Source organism: Paenibacillus sp. NPDC093718, assembly GCF_050279985.1.
Lineage (GTDB): Bacteria > Bacillota > Bacilli > Paenibacillales > Paenibacillaceae > Paenibacillus_AQ.
This window is the reverse complement of record NZ_JBNNUS010000001.1, coordinates 706,717-729,277: the sequence shown is the minus strand read 5'-3', so window position 1 is coordinate 729,277 and position 22,561 is coordinate 706,717. Positions and strand designations below refer to the sequence as shown.

Sequence of the window (22,561 nt, the reverse complement as noted above, 5' to 3'; positions counted from 1 at the left end):
GTCTCATGTATTCCAGAATAATCCGCAATGATCTTTTAAAAAGCAAGGCCACTACGCTAACAACCTTGATATTTGTCGCTGCTGCGGCAATGCTTGTTTCGCTCGCGGCGATCCTCGTCGTCAATCTCTCGGGTGGGCTGAACACATTGATGACACAAGCCAAAACCCCGCATTTTATGCAGATGCATTCCGGTGAAATAGATTCAGCGCGGCTTTCAGCTTTTGCGGAGCGGCATCACAATGTGGATGACGTTCAAGTGATGGAATTTCTCAATATGGATGGTGCGCGGATACGATTAGGCGAACATTCGCTTGCGAATAGCGTCCAGGATAACGGATTTAGCATACAGAGCCAAAAATTCGATTATCTTCTTGATCTCGACGGTAACATCATTAAACCCGCCATCGGCGAGTTGTATGTTCCAGTAAGCTATATGAAGGATGGCACCACCAAGGTTGGTGATCAGGCGGTTATTAGCGGGAAGGAGCTTATCGTTGCAGGATTTCTCCGGGATTCACAGATGAACTCCACGCTCTCCTCCTCCAAGAGATTTCTTGTACATAAACATGATTACGCGGAAATTAAGAGCCTCGGCAGATCGGAGTATCTGATTGAGTTTAGATTAAAGGATCCATCCGAGATCGGTTCATTTGAAACGGCTTATGCCTCCGCAGGACTTGAAGCAAACGGACCAACCGTTACATATAAGCTTTTCAAAATGATGAACGCACTATCCGATGGGTTGATGATCGCGGTTATACTTCTTGTGAGCGCGCTTGTCGTGGTCATCGCATTGATGTGCATACGATTTACGCTCCTGGCGAAAATCGAAGACGACTACCGCGAGATTGGCGTGATGAAGGCAATTGGGCTGCGTGTTTCCGACATAAAGAAGATGTATCTTGCGAAATACGCAGCGATTGCGGCGGCGGGTTGTATGCTCGGTTTTGCACTGTCGTTTATGTTCCAAGGCATGCTTCTTGAAAATATACGGCTTTATATGGGAGAAAGCGAAAATGCCGCGTATGCTTTGTTGTTCGGTATCATCGGCATACTGCTTGTATTCCTTGCCATCATCGCCTATGTAAACACAGTGTTGAAACGTTTTCGGAACATATCCGCTGCAGAAGCTATACGCTTAGGCACTTCGCAGGACAAAAACTCAGGCGCCAACCGTTTTAATCTAAGTGGAAACAGGCTGTTGAATACGAATGTTTTCCTCGGTATCAAAGACGTTCTCACAAGGAAAAAGCTTTATGCTACAAGCCTAACGGTACTGGTGATTTCAGCATTTATCATGATGGTTCCACAGAATTTGCACAACACCATCTCCTCTACAAGTTTCACCCAATATATGGGGATCGGAAACTATGATATACGTGCTGATATACAGCAGACCGATAACATTTCAGAAAAAACGGCTGAACTACGAAATGAGATGAGCAGCGACCCCGCCATATCCAAGGTTGCAGTCCTTACAACAAAAGCATTTAACATTAAAACAGAAGTCGGTTCTGAGGAAAATATAAAAATCGAACTCGGCGACCATTCCATATTCCCGATTGCTTATTCCATTGGCAGAGCACCCGCCGCAGAGGATGAAATTGCACTGTCGGCTATAAATGCCGATGAGCTGAGCAAGAAAGTCGGCGATGTCATTACGCTGGTAATGGAGGGACAGGAGAAGGAACTAACGGTGAGCGGGATATATTCCGACATTACCAACGGAGGCAAAACCGCAAAGGCGGTATTCTCCGACAATTCGGCGGATATGATGTGGAGCATCATCTGTGCAGAACTTTCGGATATATCTCTTATCGGCGCTAAGATTTCAGACTACGCGGACAGGTATGATTTTGCCAAGATTTCAGACATTGATGAATTTATTACGCAGACATTCGGCTCAACGATAAATGCTGTCAAGAAGGCCTCGGACGCTGCAATTGCCGTTGCGCTGATGATATCGGTACTGATTACCCTAATGTTTATAAAAATGCTTGTTGCGAAGGACAGATATTCCATTGCCGTTATGAAAGCCCTCGGTTTTACGAACTCGGACATAAAGGTGCAGTATGCTTCGCGTTCGGTATTTGTTCTGATGGTCGGCATTGTTCTTGGAACTCTTCTGGCGAACACGCTCGGAGAAAGGCTTGCGGGTGCGGTTATCTCTTCGTTTGGAGCGTCAGCGTTTCATTTTGTGGTCAATCCGCTTTCGGCATATCTGTACAGCCCGCTTATGATGATAACCGCAGTACTTATCGCAACCATGATCGGCACTTCAGGCGCAGGACGTATCAAAATATCCGAAAATATAAAGGAGTAGGCAGATGAAAAAGATGATTATCGGTGAGGACATCGTCAAATCTTTCGGCGAGGGCGGCGAACAGCACAATGTTCTGGACGGGGTGTCCGCCAGTATACACGAGGGCGAGTTCGTAGCTGTTATGGGACCATCAGGATCGGGCAAATCCACGCTAATGTATGTGCTGAGCGGGACGGATGGCATGAATGGCGGAACAGTCGTTTTTGAGGGCAAGGATTTATCGACGCTTGGGGAGAATGAGCTTGCAGATCTACGCAGAACCCAAATGGGGTTTGTGTTCCAACAGCCGACGATGCTGAAAAATTTGAATATCCTCGACAATATCATTCTTCCTTCCATGCGGGATAACCGTAAAAACGCCGCGAACATTTCGGTGAAGGCGAGGGAACTTATGAAAAGGGTAGGCATCGCAGAGCTTGAACAACGGAGCATCACCCAGGTTTCGGGTGGTCAGCTTCAGCGTGCGGGAATATGCCGGGCACTGATGAACAACCCGCGAATTATCTTCGGCGACGAGCCAACGGGGGCGCTCAACTCCATTTCCGCTCAGGAAATCATGAACCTATTCTCTGAGATCAATGCAGACGGTACGGCGGTCATGCTTGTCACTCACGATGCACAAGTTGCGGCGCGGGCGGAGCGCATTATGTTTATGCGCGATGGGAAAGTGGTCGGCGAACTCAAGCTTCCAAAGCTTGTGGGAACGGATATGGATGGCAGGGTCAAGAAAGTTATGCTGAAAATGCAGGAAATCGGAATATAAATCGATATCATTTTAAGCCGCAGGACTACCGCCCTTGGTTAGCGAATGTATAATTATGGAATCACTTGATTCGAACGCTTGATCAGTCATTTGAGCGAACCATCAAACATGAAACGGATGGTGTTATACGATGCAGGATCAGTCCAAACATTTCGTTGCGGTTTCAGCGCTTGTTAAGAATGAGGATGGACATGTTTTAATGGTTCGTACTCATGTTCGTTCGGATACGTGGGAAATGCCCGGAGGTTTTGTTGATGCTGGCGAGCCGTTAGATGCGGCGGTATGCCGAGAGTTTCTGGAGGAAACAGGAGTCGTTATACGTCCTTTAGGCATATCCGGCGTTTATTACAACGAGAGGCTACATGTCTTGTCTGTCGTTTTTCATGCGGAATATGTCAGCGGAGAAATAACCATTCAACCGGAAGAAATTCTGGAGGCCAAATTTTTAGATCTGGACGATACGAATATGGATGAATACATAAAAAGGCCCCATGTCAAATCACGCACGCTTGATGCAATGAATGCAGACCGCTTAGTCCCGTATGAGACATGGGATTTGAACCCGCCTCGTTATAAGTTGTTGTCAAGAATGGACGGGGAACGCCTGGAGGCCAAGCATGCATTTTTACTGACAGGGGAGCCTCGGATCGGTAAAACGACGATGATCAAACAACTTATTAATGCCATCGGTCCGGATCTTTTCGGTGGATTCATGATTACAGGTTCCCGGATTGTTCTGGGGACCATTCCTCTGGAGAGCCATCCTGAAATAGACATCATCAAATATCGGAAGGAAGTCAGGATTCTAAGTATGAACGCATTCAATCGTGACACGATATCCGAAACTTTGTTAAAGGAAATTGTGAAAGCTGTGGAGGGTGAATGATATGCAGATCGAAGATGTCTTTTCGGATCTCCCTACGTTAGAAACAGACAGAACGATATTAAGAAAACTGAGGAGCGAAGACGAACAGGATATATTTCATTACGGCTCGGATGAGGAGGTATCGAGATATACGGCATGGCCGACGCATCAAACGAGGGAAGATACCCGTCTCTACTTAATGAGGGTCCTTCATAAATACAGCCAGCATGCTGTGGCCCCTTGGGGAATCGTGGACAAAGAAACCGGAAAGATCATTGGAACCTCAGGATTTATGGCTTGGGATGTCCGACATGCTAAAGCGGAATTGGGTTATGCCCTGTCCAAGGATTATTGGAATCGTGGTTACATGACCGAAGTGATCAGGACCATTATCTCTTTTGGATTTGAAAGAATGAAGCTGGTTAGAATCGAGGCAAGCTGTCTGCCGTCAAACCCAGGATCAGCCAGAGTGATGGAAAAGGCCGGCATGTCCTATGAAGGTTTATTAAGAAAGACGATATTCGTAAAAGGGAAGCATGAAGATCTGAAATTATACTCTATTGTTGTAGACGATTACCGGAATCAGAGCAGCTCCCGTTAACGGGCTGGTTGAATAAATGCCATCGTAAGAACCCCCTTCGTTCATGGGCGTGGAATGACCGGTAGCCAGAACGGTCACTTTGCTGATAGCCCGGCATACAAGTTCCGGTACACGGCCGGGGTGAGGTGCTCGAATTTTTTGAACGTTTTAATGAAATAGCCCGTATCGCAGAACCCTAAATCATCGCTCACTTGATGGATCGGCGAATCGGTGGATTCCAGCAGCTGCTTGGCCCATTCAATCTTAAGTCTGGCGATGAAGACGGAGAAATTCTCACCGGTTTCCTTCGTAAATATGCGGCTGAAATAGCTGGGGCTGATATGGCAAAGCTTGGCCATCTCCTTCAGGCTGAAGTTCTCATGCTTATGCGCAAAAATATAGTCAAATGCGGGCTGAAGTACGGCATTCGACGAGACGAACCGTCCAGCGCCATTCTTCAATTTGGTATCGATCAGCGCTCCTGACAGCTCCTGCCGCATGGATTGGATGCTGCGGACCGCACGATCCGACTCCTTGAAAGCTTCCACGGAAGCTGGCGCATCCATGTTGGACGTGAGCACTTTTTTGTACAAATCGATCGTGGTATGCTTCTGAATCGCTTCCTCCACGATATAGGTGCTTAATTGCAGCAGCAGATCCACGCACTTCGTCACCTCATCATAGGATAAGACGGGCAGTGCATCGTAGTCCCCTTCGAGTTCCTTAAACTTTCGGTTCGACTCCTCATTGGGCGGCCGGGATACGATCTGCTCCAGCATCGGAGCATCCGGTTCTCGGAGCTTGAGCTGTCCGGCCATAATCGCACCAAGATATTGGTTATCGATAATGATCGGGATGGCGATATCGATAATGTTGAAATGGCATAAGTAAATGTATGGTTTGTTTTGGCGAACCGCTTCAATGCCGGCTCGCGCGTCGCATTTTTGACAATATGAAGAGAGATGGGAATCCTGGCGAACGCTTTGGCAAAAAGGCTGACAGTAGCTGTGCTTGGTGACGGGAACGCCCTTGTAATCGACCGTAAGGATCGCCATTTTGGTCACGAGCGATAAGGAATCCTGCAGCTTCTCCCATTTCTCCAAATCAATGATTTCTTCTAAATCATATCGGGATTTGGACATGACAACATTCTCCTATGAAAAGTTATAGAAACTCTATTGAATATTATAGCGAATGGTTCTACTGAAGAACAAGATAATACAATTTTCCATGGGGATGACAAAAAAACACGATAAGAAAACGCTTTATTCCGACCTCATTGTTTCATGCTTCCCGAATAAGTACAACCTATAATAATTAATATAGTCTACGTAGGAGGAATGATCATGAGAAGAGCGTTTATCAGTCCGACAAAATATGTGCAGGGTGAGAACGAACTGTTGAATTTAGGTTATTTTGTAAAGACATTCGGAGATTCCGCCCTGCTGATTGCCCATCCCGATGATGTTGCACGGGTGAAAGACAAGCTGGAGTCAACAAAACAGAAATTTAATATAACGCTAGTTGAAAGCGGCTTCCGTGGGGAATGCTCCCGGCAGGAGGTTGCCAGATTGCAAGCATTGGCCAAGGAGCATCAATGTGCTTGCACGATTGGCCTCGGGGGTGGTAAAGCGATTGATACGGCAAAATGCGTGGCCGAAGGTGAGGCCCTGATCATTGTCCCGACGATTGCAGCAACCGATGCACCAACAAGCCATTCAGCGGTCCTCTATACCCCGGAAGGCGAATTCGATGATTATGCTTATTTCAAACAAAGTCCTAGCGTTGTCATGATTGATACGACGGTTATTGCCAAAGCGCCGACTAGATTCCTTGTTGCTGGCATGGGGGATGCGCTCTCTACCTATTTCGAAGCAAGAGCAACGGCGCAATCGTATTCCAATGTCAATGCCGGCCTGCCATGCGGCGTTCGCGAAGGCGTATGCGGTGAGGCCAAAGGGACGATTACAGCGCTGGGACTTGCCAAGCTATGCTATGAAACACTGGTTGAGAACGGGTACAGAGCGAAACAGGCCTGTGATCAAAACATCGTGACGCCCGCACTGGAGAATATCATCGAGACGAATATTCTGTTATCGGGACTAGGCTTCGAGAGCGGCGGTTTGGCAGCGATTCACGCGATTCACAATGGCTTGACGGCACTGGAAGGAACGCATCATTATTATCACGGCGAGAAGGTAGCCTTCAGCACGATTGCCCAATTGGTGCTTGAGAATGCCGATCGGAACGAAATGAAGGAAGTGCTGGACTTCTGTCTGTCGATCGGTCTTCCTGTATGCCTGGAAGATATCGGCGTCGAGCATGTGACCTACGAGGAACTGCTTGAAGTGGCCAAGAAAGCATGTATTGCCGAGGAATCCATCCACTCGATGCCATTCCCGATTTCGGAGGAAGCGGTAGCATCCGCGATTATGGCCGCTGACCAGTTGGGTCGTCAATACAAATTGGGTAAGGAGATATAAGATGAAGAAAATCATGAACAAGCCGGAAACCTTGGTTCGGGAAATGTGCAATGGGCTTGTGCTGGCGCATCCTGAGCTGGCGTTTAACTCTAAATACAAAGTGATTTCCAAAAAGGAGATCCACCAAGATAAAGTTACGCTGATTAGCGGGGGCGGAAGCGGCCACGAACCGGAGCATGCCGGATTCGTTGGAAAAGGCATGCTGGATGCGGCCGTGTGCGGCGATGTGTTTGCTTCCCCATCCCAAATCCAGGTGTACCAAGCGATCCGCAGCTCCGCGAGCAATAAAGGAACGCTGCTTATTATCAAAAATTACAGCGGCGACATCATGAACTTCAAAAATGCGGCCCACCTCGCAAGCGAGGACGGTATCCAAGTGGATTATGTGAAGGTCGATGATGACATTGCCGTTGAAGACAGTCTCTATACGGTAGGGCGAAGAGGGGTTGCCGGAACGGTGCTCGTTCATAAGGTAGCCGGAGCGGCTGCAGAAGCGGGGCTGTCCCTGCCGGAAGTGAAAGAAGCGGCGCAGCATGCGATTAACCATGTTCGCAGCATTGGCTTCGCGTTTACCTCCTGCACTGTGCCCGCCAAAGGAACTCCGACGTTTCATATTGAGGATGACGAGATGGAATATGGGGTTGGCATTCACGGCGAACCGGGAATCCGTAGGGAGAAATCGGTTTCTGCAGATGAGCTGGCGCAGCGGATGGTCACGTCATTGCTGGACAACTTGCAGATGAATGATTCTGTGGAGCAAGAAGTGGCCGTATTAATCAACGGATTTGGCGGCACGCCGCTGCAGGAGCTGTATTTGTTGAACAATTCCGTAATGCGCGAATTGGCGTCCCGGAGCAAGCGGGTATTCAAAGTATTCGTCGGTAACTATATGACCAGCATCGATATGGCAGGTGCATCGGTGACAATCATGAAGCTGGATGAAACGCTCAAGAAGTGGCTGTCTGCGCCATGCGATACGCCGGCACTGTCGGTCAAGGGACCTTTTGAGCCTGTAAGCTATACCGAGGTTGTTCACGAACAGAAGTCAGAGAACGCGGTATCGTATAATAACAATACGGATCCTGCCGCAGCTGTGATTAAAAACAACCGGCTGTCCTTGCAAAATATCGTATATCTGATCGATCAAATGAGTGAAGTCATTATCGAGAACGAAGTTCCGTTCTGCGAGCTCGACGCCCATGCCGGAGACGGCGATTTCGGCATGAGTGTCGCCAAGGGCTTCAAGCAGCTAAAAGCGGAGTGGGACGATATTCTGACCCACCATATTCGCGATATCGGCGATTTCCTCGACGCCTGCTCGATGATCATCATGGAGCATTGCGGCGGGGCTTCCGGACCGATCTGGGGATCCGCATTCCGGGCGGCGAGTAAATCTGCCGGTCAGAAGCAGGATTTGTCCGTTCAAGAGGTCGCAGAAATGATGCAGGCCGTTGTCAAGGGAATCCAGGATACGGGCGAAAGATCGTTCGGTAGAGGAGCCGTCGTCGGCGACAAGACATTGATCGATGCGCTCGTGCCGTTCGCGGATGCCTGGACGCAGAGTGCAGAGCAAGGCGTGGAGATGAAGGCGGCAGCGATCAAGGCGGCCGAAGCGGCTGTGCTCGGTGCGCAGAAGACGGCAGACATCGTTGCTCGAATGGGAAGAGCAGGCACCGTCGGCGAACGGAGCATCGGATACCCGGATGCGGGGGCATATGCGCTCGGGGTTATTTTCACGGAGCTTGCCAAATCGATGAAGTAATCTGGAACGTGGTCATGTGAAACTGAAGTCCCCTAAATTTACGGGGACTTTTCTTCATTAACTTATTTCGATAGTGGATAGCATAAATGGTCAAGAGATTATAGCCTAAGAAATTGATCGTTAGCTTAAGTACGATCCGGATAAAGAGCTCAGCTGCTTAAATATGCTGAAAAATAAACAACTGGATGGAATCATCATTACCTCTCGCTCAAACACTTGGGATGCCATTGTGCCATATACCAAGTACGGGACGATCGTCGCATGCGAGTTTACGGATCATCCTGAGATTGGCTGTGCCTACATGGATCGATATGCATCTTACGTAGACACGTTTCAGCTGTTAAAGGATAAAGGGCATTCACGAGTCGCTTTTACGACAGCAAGAGGAGAAGAGAGCAATAGTACACAGCTGACGATAAAAGCGTATCAATATATATTTGGCGATCTGCCGCCAGCATACCATATCAGGGATTGCTACAGCATGGATGACGGGGGAAGAGCGGCACAACAACTACTTAATATGGATCTTAGACCAACCGCTGTTTATGCGAACGGCGATGAGGTTGCGACAGGTATTTACCAGTATGCAAGGAGCATACAACTGGGGGTGCCAGAGGATCTGGCGATCATTGGCCAGGAGAATCAGCCTGTTGGAATTGGGTTACGCCTATCTACGGTTGATCATCAATTGGTGAAAGTCGGTGAACAAGCCTTTGATCTTACAATTAAGAAATCAAAGGATAAGGTAGAGATTCCTTATCACATCATTGTACGGCAATCGATATAGCTATTGACTTACAATCGCTCCATGCATGGTATTTTTCAATTTTTGGAGGATATTTATGAATCAACGTTTTCGTATTACAAGATCCATGAATGCAACCACTGGTGATCAAGAGATTTCATTGGAGGAATGCCAAGCTTATTTTTCATCCAAGGCGGATTTCACTTATCAGACGGTGCTGACGGTGAAAGGGGAGGAGAGCACCATGTCTGTCGAAGGGGATTTCTTTATGTGGAAACATGGAGAAGCCCTTATTCCATTAAGACACTATATGGGGGAGTTGTACATAGCCGTCTCCCATCAAGAAATCGTACCCCTCATGATCGAAATTGCAGCTGATTTACGGGCAGATATCGTAGAAGGGTAAGGAATGAAAGTTGCCATATGACAAGATTTTAAACTTAAAAGCCGCATTCTTGGTCATACCCCTGTCAAGTAGGCAAAACTAAAAAGACAGCTTAAGCAGCAACCGTTTTTCGGTATTCCACCGGGGAACGGTTGTTTAATTTTTTCTGAAATCGTTCTCGGCGTGTCGTATTGGCGGATGACTTTTTCCTCTTGTCTACTAGTTTAGCTAGCAGGTCCATGAGGATTCTCCTCTTGGCTTGGACAGCTTGATGGAGCACAATATGTAACTTATGAAACCTGATGACAGGTTCATATGTTACACATTCTCAGCATCATACTTCAACAGGGATCTCGGAGATCCGGATGAGAAAATGATGATAGCAGCGGGATCGCGCCGGACAGACGGATGACAATGCACATCTTACACATTTACGATGTCATGCTGTCTTCTCTACACTTTGGAATGTAAGCGTTACCTGTTAATCACTGAAACGTGATGTACGTGAGTGAACCAGATAACCTGACATGAATCGATATGTAAGAAAGGAGGGGGAGCATGAGGGGAAAAAGACTACTTGCTGTGATATCCGGAAGACGTTCCATCCATCGCGAAACGAAGCCGCCTAATCCAGGTATAAACCAAACGTCTCTCGGGAAAAGAATCAAGGTGAACTGGGAGCTTTATCTGTTCTTGGTGCCGGCCATACTGTATTTCCTTGTATTTCACTATGCGCCCATGTATGGTATCCAGATTGCCTTTAAGAACTTTATCCCCAGCAAAGGAATCATGGACAGCCCATGGGTGGGCTTCGATCATTTCGAGCGTTACTTCAATTCCTATTATTTCTGGGATCTGCTCTGGAATACGTTCAGTCTCAGCTTCTACGAGCTGATAATCGGGTTTCCGCTGCCGATCATCCTGGCGCTGGCTTTCAACGAAATCCGTACGGGTCCCTTCAAGAAAATGGTTCAGACCGTTACGTATGCGCCTCATTTTATATCCGTTGTTGTCATGGCGGGTATGATTATTACCTTCTTATCGCCGTCCACAGGCATACTGGTCCAATTCATCAAATGGATGGGCATCGATGCGCCGAACTTTCTGTCGGATCCGGCCTGGTTCAAGACCGTATACGTTCTGTCAGGGGTCTGGCAAAGCACCGGATGGGGGACCATTATCTATCTGGCTGCGTTGTCCGGTGTCGATCCCCAGCAGCATGAAGCGGCGATAGTGGACGGAGCCAGTCGTTTCAAACGATTGCTGCACATCAACCTGCCGGCCATACTCCCAACGATCACCATTTTGCTGATCTTGAACATGGGCAACATTCTTACGATTGGCTTCGAAAAAATACTGCTGTTGCAGAACTCGCTGAATATGGAGTCTTCGGACGTCATTTCAACTTATGTCTACCGGACCGGTCTGGTAGACGCGCAGTACAGCTTCTCGACAGCCGTTGGCCTGTTCAACTCCGTGATCAACGTCATTCTCTTGGTAACGGTCAACCGGATTGCCAGACGCACCAACGAGAACAGCCTATGGTAGAGAGGGGGAAAGTACATTGGTTACCGCTATGAAGGAATCGAAGTGGGACAAAATTTTTCTGGGCAGCGTTTATATCTATTTATTCATCGCTCTGATTGTTGTTCTGTATCCGCTCATTTATATTCTCAGCGCATCGATCAGCAGCCCGCAGCAGGTGAATTCCGGTGCGATGTGGCTGTTTCCCAAGGAGATTACCTGGGCCGGATATCAGCTGGTCTTCGAAAATCCGAAGATTTGGAACGGATATCTGAACACGATCGTCTATACTGGGATAGGAACGCTGTTGAACCTGGCCGTGACACTGCCTGCAGCCTATGCGCTCAGCAGGTCGGATTTGGTCGGTCGTCAACTGTTCTTGGGATTTATCCTGTTCACGATGTTCTTTACCGGAGGGCTTGTGCCAACCTATCTCGTCGTCCGGAATTTGGGACTGATCAACACGATGGGGGCGCTCATTCTTCCCGTAGCCGCATCGGTCTGGAATATCATCGTTGCCCGGACGTTCTTCCAGACGACGATTCCGAAGGAACTGCAGGAGGCGGCCTATATGGACGGCTGCACCAACCTGAAGCTGTTCGTCCGCATTATTCTGCCGCTGTCCGCGCCGATTATTGCAGTTATGGCTTTGTTTTACGGGGTCAGTCACTGGAACAGCTATTTTCCGGCTCTGATCTATCTCAACGATGAGAGCAAATATCCCCTGCAGATGGTGCTGCGACAGATTCTGGTTCTTCAGGAAATGACGGCGGAGACGACCGGCGCCGCAATCAGCGGGGATGCCGCAAGGGCAATGAGTTCCAAAGCTGAAACCGCATCGCTGATCAAATACGGGGTTATCGTTGTATCGACGCTGCCGATTGTCGCTCTCTATCCTTTTTTACAGCGATACTTTGTCCAAGGGGTCATGATTGGTTCTGTAAAAGGATGATGAAAGCGTTTTATAAAATATGAGCTTGAGTATGCAAAGGGAGGAAACATGGATGAAGATGACAAGCAAAACTTGGAAGCTGGTGCTGACGGGGATGACAGCCCTGTCTCTGCTCGCCGGATGCGGTTCGGGCAGCGATACGAAATCTGCCGGAACAAAGTCAACAGAAGCAGCCGCCGTGAATAAGGAAGGCTTCCCGATTATGAATGAACCGATTACGCTGACCATGATGGCACCTGATGTCGGCGTTCAGAACTGGAAGGATATGATCGTGCTGCAGCAGATGGAGGAAAAGACGGGCATTTCATTCCGATACTTGAACGCTCCGAAGGATAGTTTTGATACGAAGAAGAACCTCGTATTTGCCAGCGGCGATTACCCGGATGTCTTCTATGCTGCAGGCTTGACGGCGGCTGAACAGATGAACTATGGAGAGCAGGGAATTCTGATTCCGCTTGAGGAGCTCATCGAGGAATATGCTCCGAACTTCAAGGCGCTGATGGACGAAATTCCGGAGATCCGTAAATCCATTACAGCTCCGGATGGACATATCTACTCCTTGCCAGCGATCGATTTAAGCCAGCACTGGTATCGTAACCCGCTGTGGTACAACGGTGATTTCCTGGAGGCCCTGAATATCGACAAGCTTCCGGAGACGACCGAGGAGCTCTATACCTTCCTGAAGCGTGTAAAAGAAGAGGATCCGAACGGCAATGGAATCGCCGATGAAATCCCGATCTCTTCCGTATCGACAGCTACGACCAATGCTCGGGATATTCGTACTTGGCTGCTTGGCGCTTTCGGTATCTATGAAGACGAAATTTATGTGGACGATAAGGATATTGTTCATTATACCCCGATAGAAGAGGGCTTCCGAGAGTATCTGGTCTATATGAACCGTCTATGGAAAGAAGATCTGCTTGACCACGAAAGCTATTCGCAAACCGCAGAACAGAAAAAGGCCAAGGCACAGAACAATCAGGTGGCCCTGTTCTCCGACTGGCATGCCTACATGACCAAAGGGGGAGAACCGTCCACCAAAGATCCGATGTTCGCTCCGGTAAGAAGCGATTTGGTAGACAAGCCGGCTATCGCCAAGAACAGAGGGATCACGACAGGGGCTTTTGCCATCACGGTTACCAATCCTGCCCCTGAAGCCTCGATGCGGTGGGTGGACTACCTTTATTCTTATGAAGGATCGCTCTTTTTCAACAAAGGACCAGAAGGCAAGCTGTGGGAGTATACGGATGAAGCCAACCGTGTGAAGCGCTATTTGCCTGTGCCGGATGGCATGGAGATGGAGGATTACCGTGCGACTTTGACACCAAACTACGGTATTCCGGCTCCTACCATCAATACGGACGATATTAATAATGGATTGAAGACCGACTTTGATCAGTGGGTTGAAAAGGAAACGAAGGAAAAGCTGCTTGACCGCGGAGCAAGACCGCCGTTCCCTGCCTTGTTCCTGACCGTTGAAGAGCAAACCGAGATCAACAGCCTGAACTCGGATCTGAGCACGTATGTACAGCAGATGGAGGCGAAATTCGTTACGGGGGCAGAACCATTGTCCAATTGGGATAACTACCTGAACACGATGAAGAAAATGGGAGCCGACCGGGTCGTTGAAATCTACCAAGGTGCATATGACCGCTGGAAGTCGAACTAAACGCAGATTGTGTCTAGCAGAAACTAGCCATTAAGATAAGATACACGAGATGACAGAGGTTTTCAAAGAAAAGGTGGCCTGGGAGATGTCGATTTCTCTTTCAGGCCCACCTATGAATTCAAGAGGGCTTGATAAATCCTGAAAACCATACAAATGTGGAGGCCTAGCCTATGAAAATAACGAGACATCCGAACAATCCGATCGTCGTTCCGGGAAAATACGAATGGCGTAAAGTCACTGTATTCAATCCTGCGGTTATTATAGACAACGGCAAGTTTTACATGATCGAACGTACCGCAGGCTCGTTAACGCCGTGTAAGAATTTTTTGGGACTGCTGGAGAGTGAGGACGGAGTGAATTTTACGCACGTGACAGACGAGCCGATCGTGACGCCTGACATGCTGGGCTTCCCATATGGAAGTGTCCAGGACCCGCGGATTGTCAAAATAGACGGCACGTACTATTTAAACTATGCCCTTCGGCCGTGCGCCATGAGTTACTATCCGACAGGAGCGGGCATTCCGGAGCGTTTGATTCCGAAATATCCGGACGGCTGGGGGGAGGAGGAAGGCCACTGGCTCACTCGCTCTTCGATTGTGAAGTCGGACAATCTGATCGACTGGGAATTCGTTGCCGATACGACACCGCTCGATATCAATGACCGTGACAACATATTGTTCCCTGAGAAGATTAACGGAAAGTATGTATTGCTGCGCCGTCCGGAGGAATACGTGGGTGCGGCTTACGGAACGGACAGCGCGGCGATATGGATTACGTACTCCGAGGATCTGGTTCATTGGGAAGAGCCGAAGCTTCTGGCCAAGGCTGAGAACCCGGCCTGGGAATCCAGGAAAATCGGCGGAGCAGCGCCGCCTGTGCGAACCGATAAAGGCTGGCTGGTCCTTTACCACGGCGTTGATGATCAGGTCGTTTACCGAGTCGGGGCGATGCTTCTTGACCTGAACAACCCTGAGAAGGTCATAGCAAGAACGAAGAATTTCATTATAGAACCGGAAGCCTATTATGAGAAATTCGGTTATCAAATTCCGAATGTTGTGTTCCCGACAGGAAACGTGGTCAAAGACGGCCTGCTTTATATCTATTATGGTGTTACGGACACTGCAATTGCGCTGGCTACCGTGCCGATCGATGAGCTGGTAGAGCATATTTTGAACGAACCGGAGTGAGTGAAGCAGCTACAGAAGGGCCCTTTCGAGACAAGGTCTCCTAAAGGGCCCTTCTGTTATATATCCAGCCTGTTCGAGCGATATTGTTTGCGGTACTGACCGGGCGTAAGCCCGGTTTCTTTCTTAAATTTGCGGATGAAATTAGGTGCATCCAGGTAGCCCACCTGTTCGATGATTTCCTTCAGGGGAGCGCTTGTGGTCACAAGCAGCCGAATGACTTCTTCCGTACGCCTCTTCCAGATATACTGCGAGAAACTGATCCCGGTCTTCTCTTTAAAGCTGCGGCTTAAGTAAGAGGTAGAGACGGAAAATTTAAGGGCAACATGCTCCAGGCTGAGCGTATAGTCGGCAAATTGCTGATTTACATAATGTACGATATCATCGATCAGTTTAGGCGCTGCTTGCTCATGGTTACGCTCAACCTTCTCGCAAATCTCCGTCGTGAGGGACAACAGCTTGTCCTCCAATTCCTCCAGCGTCTCAAACGACGTATAGTCCGAGATGCTGCTGAATGCTTCGTTCATTCCGACCTCGGAGGCGGACCGAAGCAGCGCGTTCAGCAGATCGAAGCAAATGCAGCGCAGCAGGTGAATCTGCAACGGTTCGCTCCGAATGGTCTCCATCATCTCGGCGATCATCTGCACGGCCACCGACTCGTTGCCTTGCTTTAAGCTTTGCTCCAGCTTGAGCAGCGACTTTCTTGGAAGCCACACACCTTTGGCGTCAGGATGATTCTGCTCTGCCAGCTGAGCGAAGTAGGTGATCCGGCTGCTGCCAACCATTCGATGCTCAAGAGCGGTTGCGGCTTCAATGAAGGATTGGTTCAGTTGCCCCAAATCCCGGTAGGGCGTACCTACGCCCATGCTCGGATCGAGCCGTGTGTTCTCAGAGATCAATCCCTGGACCGCTTGTATGATCTGCTCCATCCGGTTCTTCAGCGAATCTTGACCAGGGTCAGGAAGCGATACGATCAGCGCAAATTGATTATCGGCAGAGAATTCTACGCCATAGATATTCGCATGAAGCCCTGATGGTTCAACATGGCTGAGAATTTCATGCACCTGCTGACGATCATTCTGGGCATCCTCGGCCGCATCGTTTTCCTCCCAAGACAGAATCACACAGAAATACATGACTTGCTCTTGGGGAGGTTCCAGTCCGACTCCGGTGATCATTCGCTCGATTTCGGGATCATCCGGCTTGCCGTGTTTTAGTAAAAGCAACATGCATTGGTTGCGCACGAAGGGCTCCTGCATATCGATTCGGGCGCTGTAATCGTGAAGGGTCTGACGAATCCAATCCCATTCATTGCGTGTTTTTGGCTCTGGGGTATCGTTGACTCTGAGCTTGGCAAATTCCATCAAATCCTTAATCGGGTGATATTGGCGTCTAGCCAGCACAAAAGCGGCCAGCACTCCGGTAATGACTGCGATGCCAAACACCAGCAGAATGAGCGTCTGTACATGAGCAACCCGGCTGAAGAACTGGTAGCTTGGCATGATGGTCATGTAGGTCCAGCCATTCTCCCCGGATTTGACGGATACGACGGAGTACTTGTCATTGTTCAGGGAGAGATTGTGTATGCCGGCATCAAGCGCAGCCAGTGTCCCGAGATGCTCTTGAGACAGGGATACGCCGTGATTGTTGGCAGTAAGCACGTCACCATTTTGATTGAAAATGTAGCTGCTCCCGGTGAAGTCGCTAAGAATGGAATCCATGACCCCGGTAAGATTGGACTCTTTCACCATATATACGACACATCCGTAGGGATAGGGGGCATTGGGTTTGATCGGTACGATTACGGTCAGCATCGCCTCCTGCCTGGAGCTGTTGATCGTAACCTTCTCGGCAGGCCGTATTACCATCTGATTCGTTTCGTTCAGAGTTAGGATGACATCTTCCAGACGCCAGTTCTCGTATTGATAAAAGGAATCGAACGTAACGTTAACATTCGTCAGGCCGCGGTAAGAATAGATAACCGGGTCATTATGATAGTATAAGAAGATGTCTTCAATGATGCTGCTGTTCGCCTTATAATTAGCCAAAGCTTGGATGGCTTCCACTCTGTAATAAGAATCACGGACCATATAAGGGGTTAAACGTCTGTCGTAAGCGATTCGGCCGGAAAGCTCCCGAAGCTCCGCGATCCGGGAGTCGATGGTCATTTTCATCTGGTTCAATTGATTAATGTTGGATTGTTCTATCTCGGTACGAAGCCCGCTGACAGCGCTATCATAAACGAAAAGGGTTACTCCCGTCAGGGGAATCAGGAAGATCAGAATATATGACAGAACATATCTTAAGAGCAGCTTCGACTTAAAGTGATTCCAGTTTATTCGGAAAGTGAAAGTGGATACGATGAATGATTTGAGCTTGTGAATGATCATTTGGGCGAATCCTCCATTGCATTCTTTTCATGTCATGGCCGATTTCATCAACAATGATAGGGTTATCTAAAACATTATATCATTATAATGAATTGAAAGTCTCTTCGATACCGTTTAATCGGTTGTATATTAGGAAGATTTTGTTATGATAAGAACAAGAAAATAGTGGGAAGCGGGAACTATTCAAGGCTGGGCTGGTTTGCTCATGAAACGAGGCGAAAACAATGAAAGAGCCAATAGAGGAACTGATTGATCGTTATCAACAAGACTATTATTTATCTGGGAACATACATATTTCCAAAGAAGGCAAAACCTTATTCAGTAAATCCTACGGGCAAGCCAGCATTCAGCTTGGCGTCCCCAATAACAAGGATACGAAATTTCACATTGCCTCAGTCACCAAGATGTTCATTGCAGCTGCCACCCTCAAACTCTATGAACAAGGGCTGATCCGGGTACCTATGTTGACGCATTTAAGGCTCTCCATCCGAAGATCACGATCCATCATTTATTGAGCCATTCATCAGGGCTGCATGATATTTATGCCGTACCTGATCTTACATATGAGATGAGCAAATTAAGAATGGAGAAGCGAGCGTTTATGCCATACCTCGTCGGACTCAAACAGAACTTTTTTCCGGGTGAGCGTTGGGAATACAGCAGCACCGGGTTTATCATGTTGGGGTATATACTAGAGGCCGTGACGGAGATGAAGTATGAGGAAATTTTGAATTCCTGGTTCTTCTCGCCTTTGCACATGGAATCGACAGGGGTTGATTGTCCTCGTCAGATCAATTCAGGCAGAGCGTACGGACACGCATGGGAAAATAATCAGCTGACGAACGCTGATAATGACAGGCTTAGCACGGTTCAAGCTCCAGGCGAGCTGTACTCCACGGTGCAAGACCTGAATACGTGGTGTGAAGCTCTTTTCAAAGGCGACATCCTTCAGCCGGAAACGATGGATAAAATGTTTGTACCGTACTATACGACAACATTTGACCCGAATTTAAACTATGGATATGGATGGTTCCTGGGGGCAGACTTTCGGTTAATTGCCGGAGGAACTCCGGGATTTCGATCCGAAATTTGGCACTATCCAGTTCAAGATCTACGGATTGTCATGCTATGGAATTATGAGAAAGTAGATTCGCACCAGTTGTTCCGAATGATTAAACCTTTATTGTTTCATACGTAAAACGAAGGGAACGACTACCAGATCAATCGGGAACCATGCAAGCATGTATTGTTTTGGTCATTATCACTTTCGAGAGGAGCCTTACATGAGAAGCATCAAACCAGGTCGGGGGCCCTCGGCTATCGGAGCGGTTGGCAGTGCTGCAATTGGCGTATTTGGGGTATTCTGGACGATTTCGGCAGCAAATATGGGAGCCCCCGTCTTTTTTGTCCTATTCGGTGTCGTCTTTGTCGGTGTTGCGGTTGTGCAGGGGATTTATCATTTTAAAAATGCTACGGGAGCTAACCGCATGTCCGTCTATGATATTACCGATGACGAACCGGATCCATTAGATCCTTACCTTCAAGCGAATGCAAGGCAAAGCGTCAACCAAGGATTTAAACAGGATGGCGATTTCAATTTCTGCCCATATTGCGGGAGAGCCATCAAACATGAAACGTACCAATATTGTCCGAAGTGCGGTAATGACATTGGCGAGAGGCAGTAATTTTGCTTGATAGTGCATTTTAATGCCGAGATAGGAGGATGAATAATGGGCTTTCATGACACGTACAGATTTGGTGTGCATGCCATCATATCGAACGCCGACGGCAAGCTGCTCTTATTAAAACGGACTTATGGGAACAAAGGATGGAGTTTGCCCGGAGGCGGGGTGGACCCCGGCGAAACGATCCATGAAGCGATATTTCGCGAATGCCGCGAAGAACTGGGCCTTACATTGCAAGATGCGGTCTTGACCGGATTTTATTATCACAGTCATATCAACGCGCAGGTCGGCATCTTTCGATGTTCGATCCCCTCTCATGAGGAAATTATCCTTAGTTCGGAGCATTCGGAGTATAAATGGGCTGAGTTGTCGGAGCTCGGCGAAGTTCAGCGATTAAGGGCCCAAGATGCATTGGCTTATCAAGGAGAAGTCAAAAGCCGGGCGTTTTAAATTTCATGTTCTTCAATGATTGTGCCACTGAAAAATTTCTAGGAGAGGATAACTGAATAAGTTGTGCCTTATGGCATCGAGAGTTAGAATGATTGATATAAGGAACCAAGAGAGGAGAGAGCAGAATGAACGAAGCGTATCTTCAATTGTACGACTATCACATTTGGGCGAACGAGAGACTGTGGAACCATCTGCAATCCTTGCCGGAAGGCGTGTTTCTCCAGGAAGTGAATCTGGGCTTCAAATCCATCACCGAAGTTTTCGGTCACCTTGCAGCTGCGGAGGAAGTTTGGTTTGCCCGGATCAAGGAGGAAAGTCCCCCGTCGCTTGCCGCGAGACCGTTCGCGAATTTGGAAGCAGCTTATCAATATATGAGCCGACTCCAAACCGAGCACCATGAATATTTAGCGTCGGTTGGCGATATGGGGAAGGTTGTGACTTATCACAACACTGCGGGTGAGGGATTTCAGAATTCGATTTCGGAGATTCTCCAGCAGGTCGTAAATCATGGAACCTATCATAGAGGTAATATCACGACCATGCTTCGGCATTTGGGACACAAAGGGTTAATAACGGATTACATTGCCTTTTTAAGAGCGTAGCTTAAAAGCACCACACATAGGGGACTTCCTGCTGTCATGATCTCATGAGCCGGGGAGTCCTTTTGCTTTTTTTACCAAACTGAAATTAGGATGTAAAATAGAATGAGAATGCTAGGTTAACAAGAAGGATGGTGTTATGAAAATATACAAGCTGGATGAGCTGGAAGGTTCATGTTACATGGAGGTACTGCCGGGGCCTTACCGGGATCGGTGCTGGAGGTCCTGCATGTCGGGGATTCATTAACAAGTGATGTTGCAGGGGCTCAAGCATTGGGAATCCGAGCCGTTTGGATCAATCGTATGAACAAAATGAAGCCGGATCATATACAGCCCAATTACATCATAAAGAAGCTGACGGAATTAGAAAGGATCATAGATTAGTTTAAAAGGATAAGAGAATATTTCAGATAACAATGAATTTCTAAGGTTTTGAGTCGAGACGAAAATTGTATCGTATGGATAATATCAGGTAGAATTCTATCAAAGGAAAGGAACGAAATGACCAAGAAATATACGATTTTCATATGTGTAATATTTCTATTCATCTCAATTCCAATCATTTCTCTTTTGATACAAAAATCCACTGAGATGAAAGCCCCGAATAACTCCGTTACCCTGACATTAGATGAACATACAGGCTCTGTTATTTGGAAAGATCTTATTAAGATCACGGTTGGGCAGCAAGATGGTCCAACAGAACATGTGAGTATTCGAAATCATTCGGAAATAACGAACAAAGAAAGTATAGACTTACCCATTGGTCATCAGGCCACATTAATTCGGTTTCTACATGGTGGTTCGGCAGTATATCCAGTTCCGGATAAAGTATTTTATTTGATATACATTCAGAAACCCGTTAAAGAAAAGTCGGAGGAATTAATAAGAACCTACTATATTGAAGGAGAAGTTATAGGCGACAGTGAAATAGAAGCGAAAGAAGAACTCATAAAATTAGCACATGCTTGGAAGGTTGAGTAGAAAATATCGTATTTGTGCGTATGAATCGATACCATGATAGTGATAAGAAAGGAACCCAAGAATAGTTATAATTCGTCGATGCCAATCTCAATATGGAGGGGATCATGAAAATAGTAAAACACGTGCTGATCTTTTTTGTGTTGATTGTCATTACATCATGTAAGACCAACTCTGATATATCAACTACAAATTATGTGCATCTAATTGAGCAGCCGGTTGCGCTTATTGAATCCAAGCTGGAGTTCACCCCGGAGATTCCAACATACATCCCAATTGATGTAACAGAAGCAACGGCTTCTTTGGAATCGTATGAAACCAAGCAAGGGAAGTTTCAGGAAGTGGTATACCACCATAGGAATATTAATAAACAGCAGCTTTATAATCTCATCATTACCTATGACGAGACGGACGAGATCTACAGTGAAGAATCCATTGCCAGAGGTAAAGAAAGTCATGAACTGGAACGTGGTATTCAAGGATATTATGATGAAGATGATGATGGTCAATCATTATGGTGGAGAAATAACGGTTTAACGTATAGATTCGTATATTTTCTTAATGAAGGACAGCCCAGGTTGGATAAGCAAGAATTCATTCAGTCGGCCAACTCCGTTGAGCAGCTGCAACCTAATGGAACCAGTTAATTATACTGGGTGTCTTTTCGTTTTATGTTTTTTTCATGTCAACGATATGGAAAAAGCAGTAGAATGGTATACAAGGTTCCTGGGCGTACCTATCGTACAGGAAGATTGAAACTGAATTGAAAAATCACATGGGTGGGGGAGAAGACATGATACAATCCATTGTCCATATTGCATTAGTCGTGAAGGACTATGATGAGGCCATCGCATTTTATACCGAGAAGCTGAATTTCACCTTGATTGAAGATACATACCAGCCTGAACAAGATAAACGTTGGGTGGTCGTAGCTCCTCCCGGCTCGGTCGGCACGACGATATTGCTTGCCAAGGCGTCCAAGCCGGAGCAAGAGCCATTTATAGGCAACCAGTCGGGCGGCAGAGTGTTCCTGTTCTTGAATACAGATGATTTCTGGAGAGATTATCGTGAAATGGTATCACGGGGGATTGAGTTTGTAAGAGAGCCCAAAGAAGCGGATTACGGCATGGTGGCGGTATTTAAGGATTTATACGGCAATCTGTGGGATTTGCTGGAGTTGAAGGAAGATCATCCATTGATGAAACGGACGAAGTAATCGGTAT

At 47.5% G+C, this 22,561-nt stretch carries 21 protein-coding genes and 2 pseudogenes; 21 read left to right on the top strand and 2 right to left on the bottom strand.

The window, feature by feature from the left end; translation table 11 throughout:
- Positions 1 to 5 precede the first annotated feature (5 nt).
- The 4 genes and pseudogenes from ACQKPA_RS03620 (at position 6) to ACQKPA_RS03605 (ending at position 4,553) form a co-directional block, all read left to right on the top strand.
- Complete coding sequence (locus tag ACQKPA_RS03620; protein ID WP_427489455.1) at positions 6 to 2,324, top strand: ABC transporter permease; 2,319 nt, start codon at positions 6 to 8, stop codon at positions 2,322 to 2,324.
- Positions 2,325 to 2,328: 4 nt separating this feature from the next.
- Positions 2,329 to 3,087, top strand: coding sequence for an ABC transporter ATP-binding protein (locus tag ACQKPA_RS03615; protein WP_427489453.1), 759 nt, complete (start codon positions 2,329 to 2,331; stop codon positions 3,085 to 3,087).
- A gap of 130 nt (positions 3,088 to 3,217) precedes the next feature.
- Positions 3,218 to 3,679: pseudogene (locus tag ACQKPA_RS03610) on the top strand (NUDIX hydrolase); the annotation flags it as partial.
- A 295-nt stretch (positions 3,680 to 3,974) separates the two neighbouring features.
- Positions 3,975 to 4,553: a GNAT family N-acetyltransferase gene (locus ACQKPA_RS03605; RefSeq protein ID WP_427489451.1), complete on the top strand. Its 579-nt coding sequence runs from the start codon at positions 3,975 to 3,977 to the stop codon at positions 4,551 to 4,553.
- A 74-nt stretch (positions 4,554 to 4,627) separates the two neighbouring features.
- Here the strand turns inward: ACQKPA_RS03605 and ACQKPA_RS03600 are convergent, their stop codons facing one another.
- On the bottom strand, positions 4,628 to 5,674 hold the full coding sequence (locus ACQKPA_RS03600; protein ID WP_427489449.1) for a PocR ligand-binding domain-containing protein: 1,047 nt from the start codon (positions 5,672 to 5,674) through the stop codon (positions 4,628 to 4,630).
- 204 nt (positions 5,675 to 5,878) lie between these two features.
- Between ACQKPA_RS03600 and ACQKPA_RS03595 the strand changes: the two genes are divergently transcribed.
- From ACQKPA_RS03595 to ACQKPA_RS03560, 8 genes and pseudogenes are all read left to right on the top strand, one after another.
- The gene (locus tag ACQKPA_RS03595) at positions 5,879 to 7,015 is read left to right on the top strand and encodes a glycerol dehydrogenase (protein WP_427489447.1); all 1,137 of its coding nucleotides are present in this window, start codon (positions 5,879 to 5,881) and stop codon (positions 7,013 to 7,015) included.
- 1 nt (position 7,016) lies between these two features.
- On the top strand, positions 7,017 to 8,777 hold the full coding sequence (gene dhaK / locus ACQKPA_RS03590) for a dihydroxyacetone kinase subunit DhaK (protein WP_427489445.1): 1,761 nt from the start codon (positions 7,017 to 7,019) through the stop codon (positions 8,775 to 8,777).
- 142 nt (positions 8,778 to 8,919) lie between these two features.
- Positions 8,920 to 9,564: pseudogene (locus ACQKPA_RS03585) on the top strand (substrate-binding domain-containing protein); the annotation flags it as partial.
- A 55-nt stretch (positions 9,565 to 9,619) separates the two neighbouring features.
- Entirely contained in the window at positions 9,620 to 9,928 is a 309-nt protein-coding gene (locus tag ACQKPA_RS03580) for a hypothetical protein (RefSeq protein WP_427489443.1), read from the top strand.
- A 537-nt stretch (positions 9,929 to 10,465) separates the two neighbouring features.
- Positions 10,466 to 11,455 carry an ABC transporter permease gene (locus ACQKPA_RS03575; RefSeq protein ID WP_427489441.1) on the top strand — a complete coding sequence of 330 codons (990 nt, stop codon included), beginning with the start codon at positions 10,466 to 10,468 and terminating at the stop codon, positions 11,453 to 11,455.
- A gap of 16 nt (positions 11,456 to 11,471) precedes the next feature.
- Positions 11,472 to 12,383, top strand: coding sequence for a carbohydrate ABC transporter permease (locus ACQKPA_RS03570; protein WP_427489439.1), 912 nt, complete (start codon positions 11,472 to 11,474; stop codon positions 12,381 to 12,383).
- 52 nt (positions 12,384 to 12,435) lie between these two features.
- Complete coding sequence (locus tag ACQKPA_RS03565; RefSeq protein WP_427489437.1) at positions 12,436 to 14,052, top strand: extracellular solute-binding protein; 1,617 nt, start codon at positions 12,436 to 12,438, stop codon at positions 14,050 to 14,052.
- Positions 14,053 to 14,222: 170 nt separating this feature from the next.
- Positions 14,223 to 15,239, top strand: a complete 1,017-nt coding sequence (locus ACQKPA_RS03560) for a glycosidase (RefSeq protein ID WP_427489435.1) — start codon at positions 14,223 to 14,225, stop codon at positions 15,237 to 15,239.
- Positions 15,240 to 15,295: 56 nt separating this feature from the next.
- On the opposite strand, the gene ACQKPA_RS03555 is transcribed toward ACQKPA_RS03560, so the two are convergent.
- On the bottom strand, positions 15,296 to 17,626 hold the full coding sequence (locus tag ACQKPA_RS03555; protein ID WP_427489433.1) for a helix-turn-helix domain-containing protein: 2,331 nt from the start codon (positions 17,624 to 17,626) through the stop codon (positions 15,296 to 15,298).
- Positions 17,627 to 17,850: 224 nt separating this feature from the next.
- Here ACQKPA_RS03555 and ACQKPA_RS03550 point away from each other — a divergent pair, with 224 nt between their 5' ends.
- The 9 genes from ACQKPA_RS03550 (at position 17,851) to ACQKPA_RS03510 (ending at position 22,554) form a co-directional block, all read left to right on the top strand.
- Positions 17,851 to 18,141: a serine hydrolase gene (locus tag ACQKPA_RS03550; protein ID WP_427489431.1), complete on the top strand. Its 291-nt coding sequence runs from the start codon at positions 17,851 to 17,853 to the stop codon at positions 18,139 to 18,141.
- A complete protein-coding gene (locus ACQKPA_RS03545) occupies positions 18,138 to 18,824 on the top strand; it encodes a serine hydrolase domain-containing protein (protein ID WP_427489429.1) in 687 nt (228 codons plus the stop codon). The genes ACQKPA_RS03550 and ACQKPA_RS03545 overlap by 4 nt, the downstream gene beginning before the upstream one ends.
- An 85-nt stretch (positions 18,825 to 18,909) precedes the next feature.
- The gene (locus ACQKPA_RS03540; protein ID WP_427489427.1) at positions 18,910 to 19,311 is read left to right on the top strand and encodes a zinc ribbon domain-containing protein; all 402 of its coding nucleotides are present in this window, start codon (positions 18,910 to 18,912) and stop codon (positions 19,309 to 19,311) included.
- Positions 19,312 to 19,356: 45 nt separating this feature from the next.
- On the top strand, positions 19,357 to 19,761 hold the full coding sequence (locus tag ACQKPA_RS03535; protein WP_427489425.1) for an NUDIX hydrolase: 405 nt from the start codon (positions 19,357 to 19,359) through the stop codon (positions 19,759 to 19,761).
- Positions 19,762 to 19,886: 125 nt separating this feature from the next.
- Positions 19,887 to 20,363 (top strand): DinB family protein, encoded by a 477-nt coding sequence (locus ACQKPA_RS03530; RefSeq protein WP_427489423.1) that lies wholly within the window; start codon positions 19,887 to 19,889, stop codon positions 20,361 to 20,363.
- Between the two features lie 210 nt (positions 20,364 to 20,573).
- Complete coding sequence (locus tag ACQKPA_RS03525; RefSeq protein WP_427490258.1) at positions 20,574 to 20,744, top strand: HAD family hydrolase; 171 nt, start codon at positions 20,574 to 20,576, stop codon at positions 20,742 to 20,744.
- Positions 20,745 to 20,861: 117 nt separating this feature from the next.
- The gene (locus tag ACQKPA_RS03520) at positions 20,862 to 21,341 is read left to right on the top strand and encodes a hypothetical protein (protein WP_427489421.1); all 480 of its coding nucleotides are present in this window, start codon (positions 20,862 to 20,864) and stop codon (positions 21,339 to 21,341) included.
- 104 nt (positions 21,342 to 21,445) lie between these two features.
- Entirely contained in the window at positions 21,446 to 21,985 is a 540-nt protein-coding gene (locus ACQKPA_RS03515) for a hypothetical protein (protein WP_427489419.1), read from the top strand.
- A 146-nt stretch (positions 21,986 to 22,131) separates the two neighbouring features.
- Positions 22,132 to 22,554, top strand: a complete 423-nt coding sequence (locus ACQKPA_RS03510; RefSeq protein ID WP_071219842.1) for a VOC family protein — start codon at positions 22,132 to 22,134, stop codon at positions 22,552 to 22,554.
- Positions 22,555 to 22,561: the final 7 nt, after the last annotated feature.

Coding starts and splice junctions, on each gene's coding strand:
- ACQKPA_RS03535 (WP_427489425.1), top strand. CDS start 19,357: ATGGGCTTTCATGACACGTACAGATTTGGTGTGCATGCCATCATATCG.
- ACQKPA_RS03530 (WP_427489423.1), top strand. CDS start 19,887: ATGAACGAAGCGTATCTTCAATTGTACGACTATCACATTTGGGCGAAC.
- ACQKPA_RS03540 (WP_427489427.1), top strand. CDS start 18,910: ATGAGAAGCATCAAACCAGGTCGGGGGCCCTCGGCTATCGGAGCGGTT.
- dhaK (WP_427489445.1), top strand. CDS start 7,017: ATGAAGAAAATCATGAACAAGCCGGAAACCTTGGTTCGGGAAATGTGC.
- ACQKPA_RS03515 (WP_427489419.1), top strand. CDS start 21,446: ATGAAAATAGTAAAACACGTGCTGATCTTTTTTGTGTTGATTGTCATT.
- ACQKPA_RS03560 (WP_427489435.1), top strand. CDS start 14,223: ATGAAAATAACGAGACATCCGAACAATCCGATCGTCGTTCCGGGAAAA.
- ACQKPA_RS03510 (WP_071219842.1), top strand. CDS start 22,132: ATGATACAATCCATTGTCCATATTGCATTAGTCGTGAAGGACTATGAT.
- ACQKPA_RS03565 (WP_427489437.1), top strand. CDS start 12,436: ATGAAGATGACAAGCAAAACTTGGAAGCTGGTGCTGACGGGGATGACA.
- ACQKPA_RS03595 (WP_427489447.1), top strand. CDS start 5,879: ATGAGAAGAGCGTTTATCAGTCCGACAAAATATGTGCAGGGTGAGAAC.
- ACQKPA_RS03580 (WP_427489443.1), top strand. CDS start 9,620: ATGAATCAACGTTTTCGTATTACAAGATCCATGAATGCAACCACTGGT.
- ACQKPA_RS03575 (WP_427489441.1), top strand. CDS start 10,466: ATGAGGGGAAAAAGACTACTTGCTGTGATATCCGGAAGACGTTCCATC.
- ACQKPA_RS03550 (WP_427489431.1), top strand. CDS start 17,851: ATGAAAGAGCCAATAGAGGAACTGATTGATCGTTATCAACAAGACTAT.
- ACQKPA_RS03555 (WP_427489433.1), bottom strand. CDS start 17,626: ATGATCATTCACAAGCTCAAATCATTCATCGTATCCACTTTCACTTTC.
- ACQKPA_RS03620 (WP_427489455.1), top strand. CDS start 6: ATGTATTCCAGAATAATCCGCAATGATCTTTTAAAAAGCAAGGCCACT.
- ACQKPA_RS03615 (WP_427489453.1), top strand. CDS start 2,329: ATGAAAAAGATGATTATCGGTGAGGACATCGTCAAATCTTTCGGCGAG.
- ACQKPA_RS03520 (WP_427489421.1), top strand. CDS start 20,862: ATGACCAAGAAATATACGATTTTCATATGTGTAATATTTCTATTCATC.
- ACQKPA_RS03600 (WP_427489449.1), bottom strand. CDS start 5,674: ATGTCCAAATCCCGATATGATTTAGAAGAAATCATTGATTTGGAGAAA.
- ACQKPA_RS03605 (WP_427489451.1), top strand. CDS start 3,975: ATGCAGATCGAAGATGTCTTTTCGGATCTCCCTACGTTAGAAACAGAC.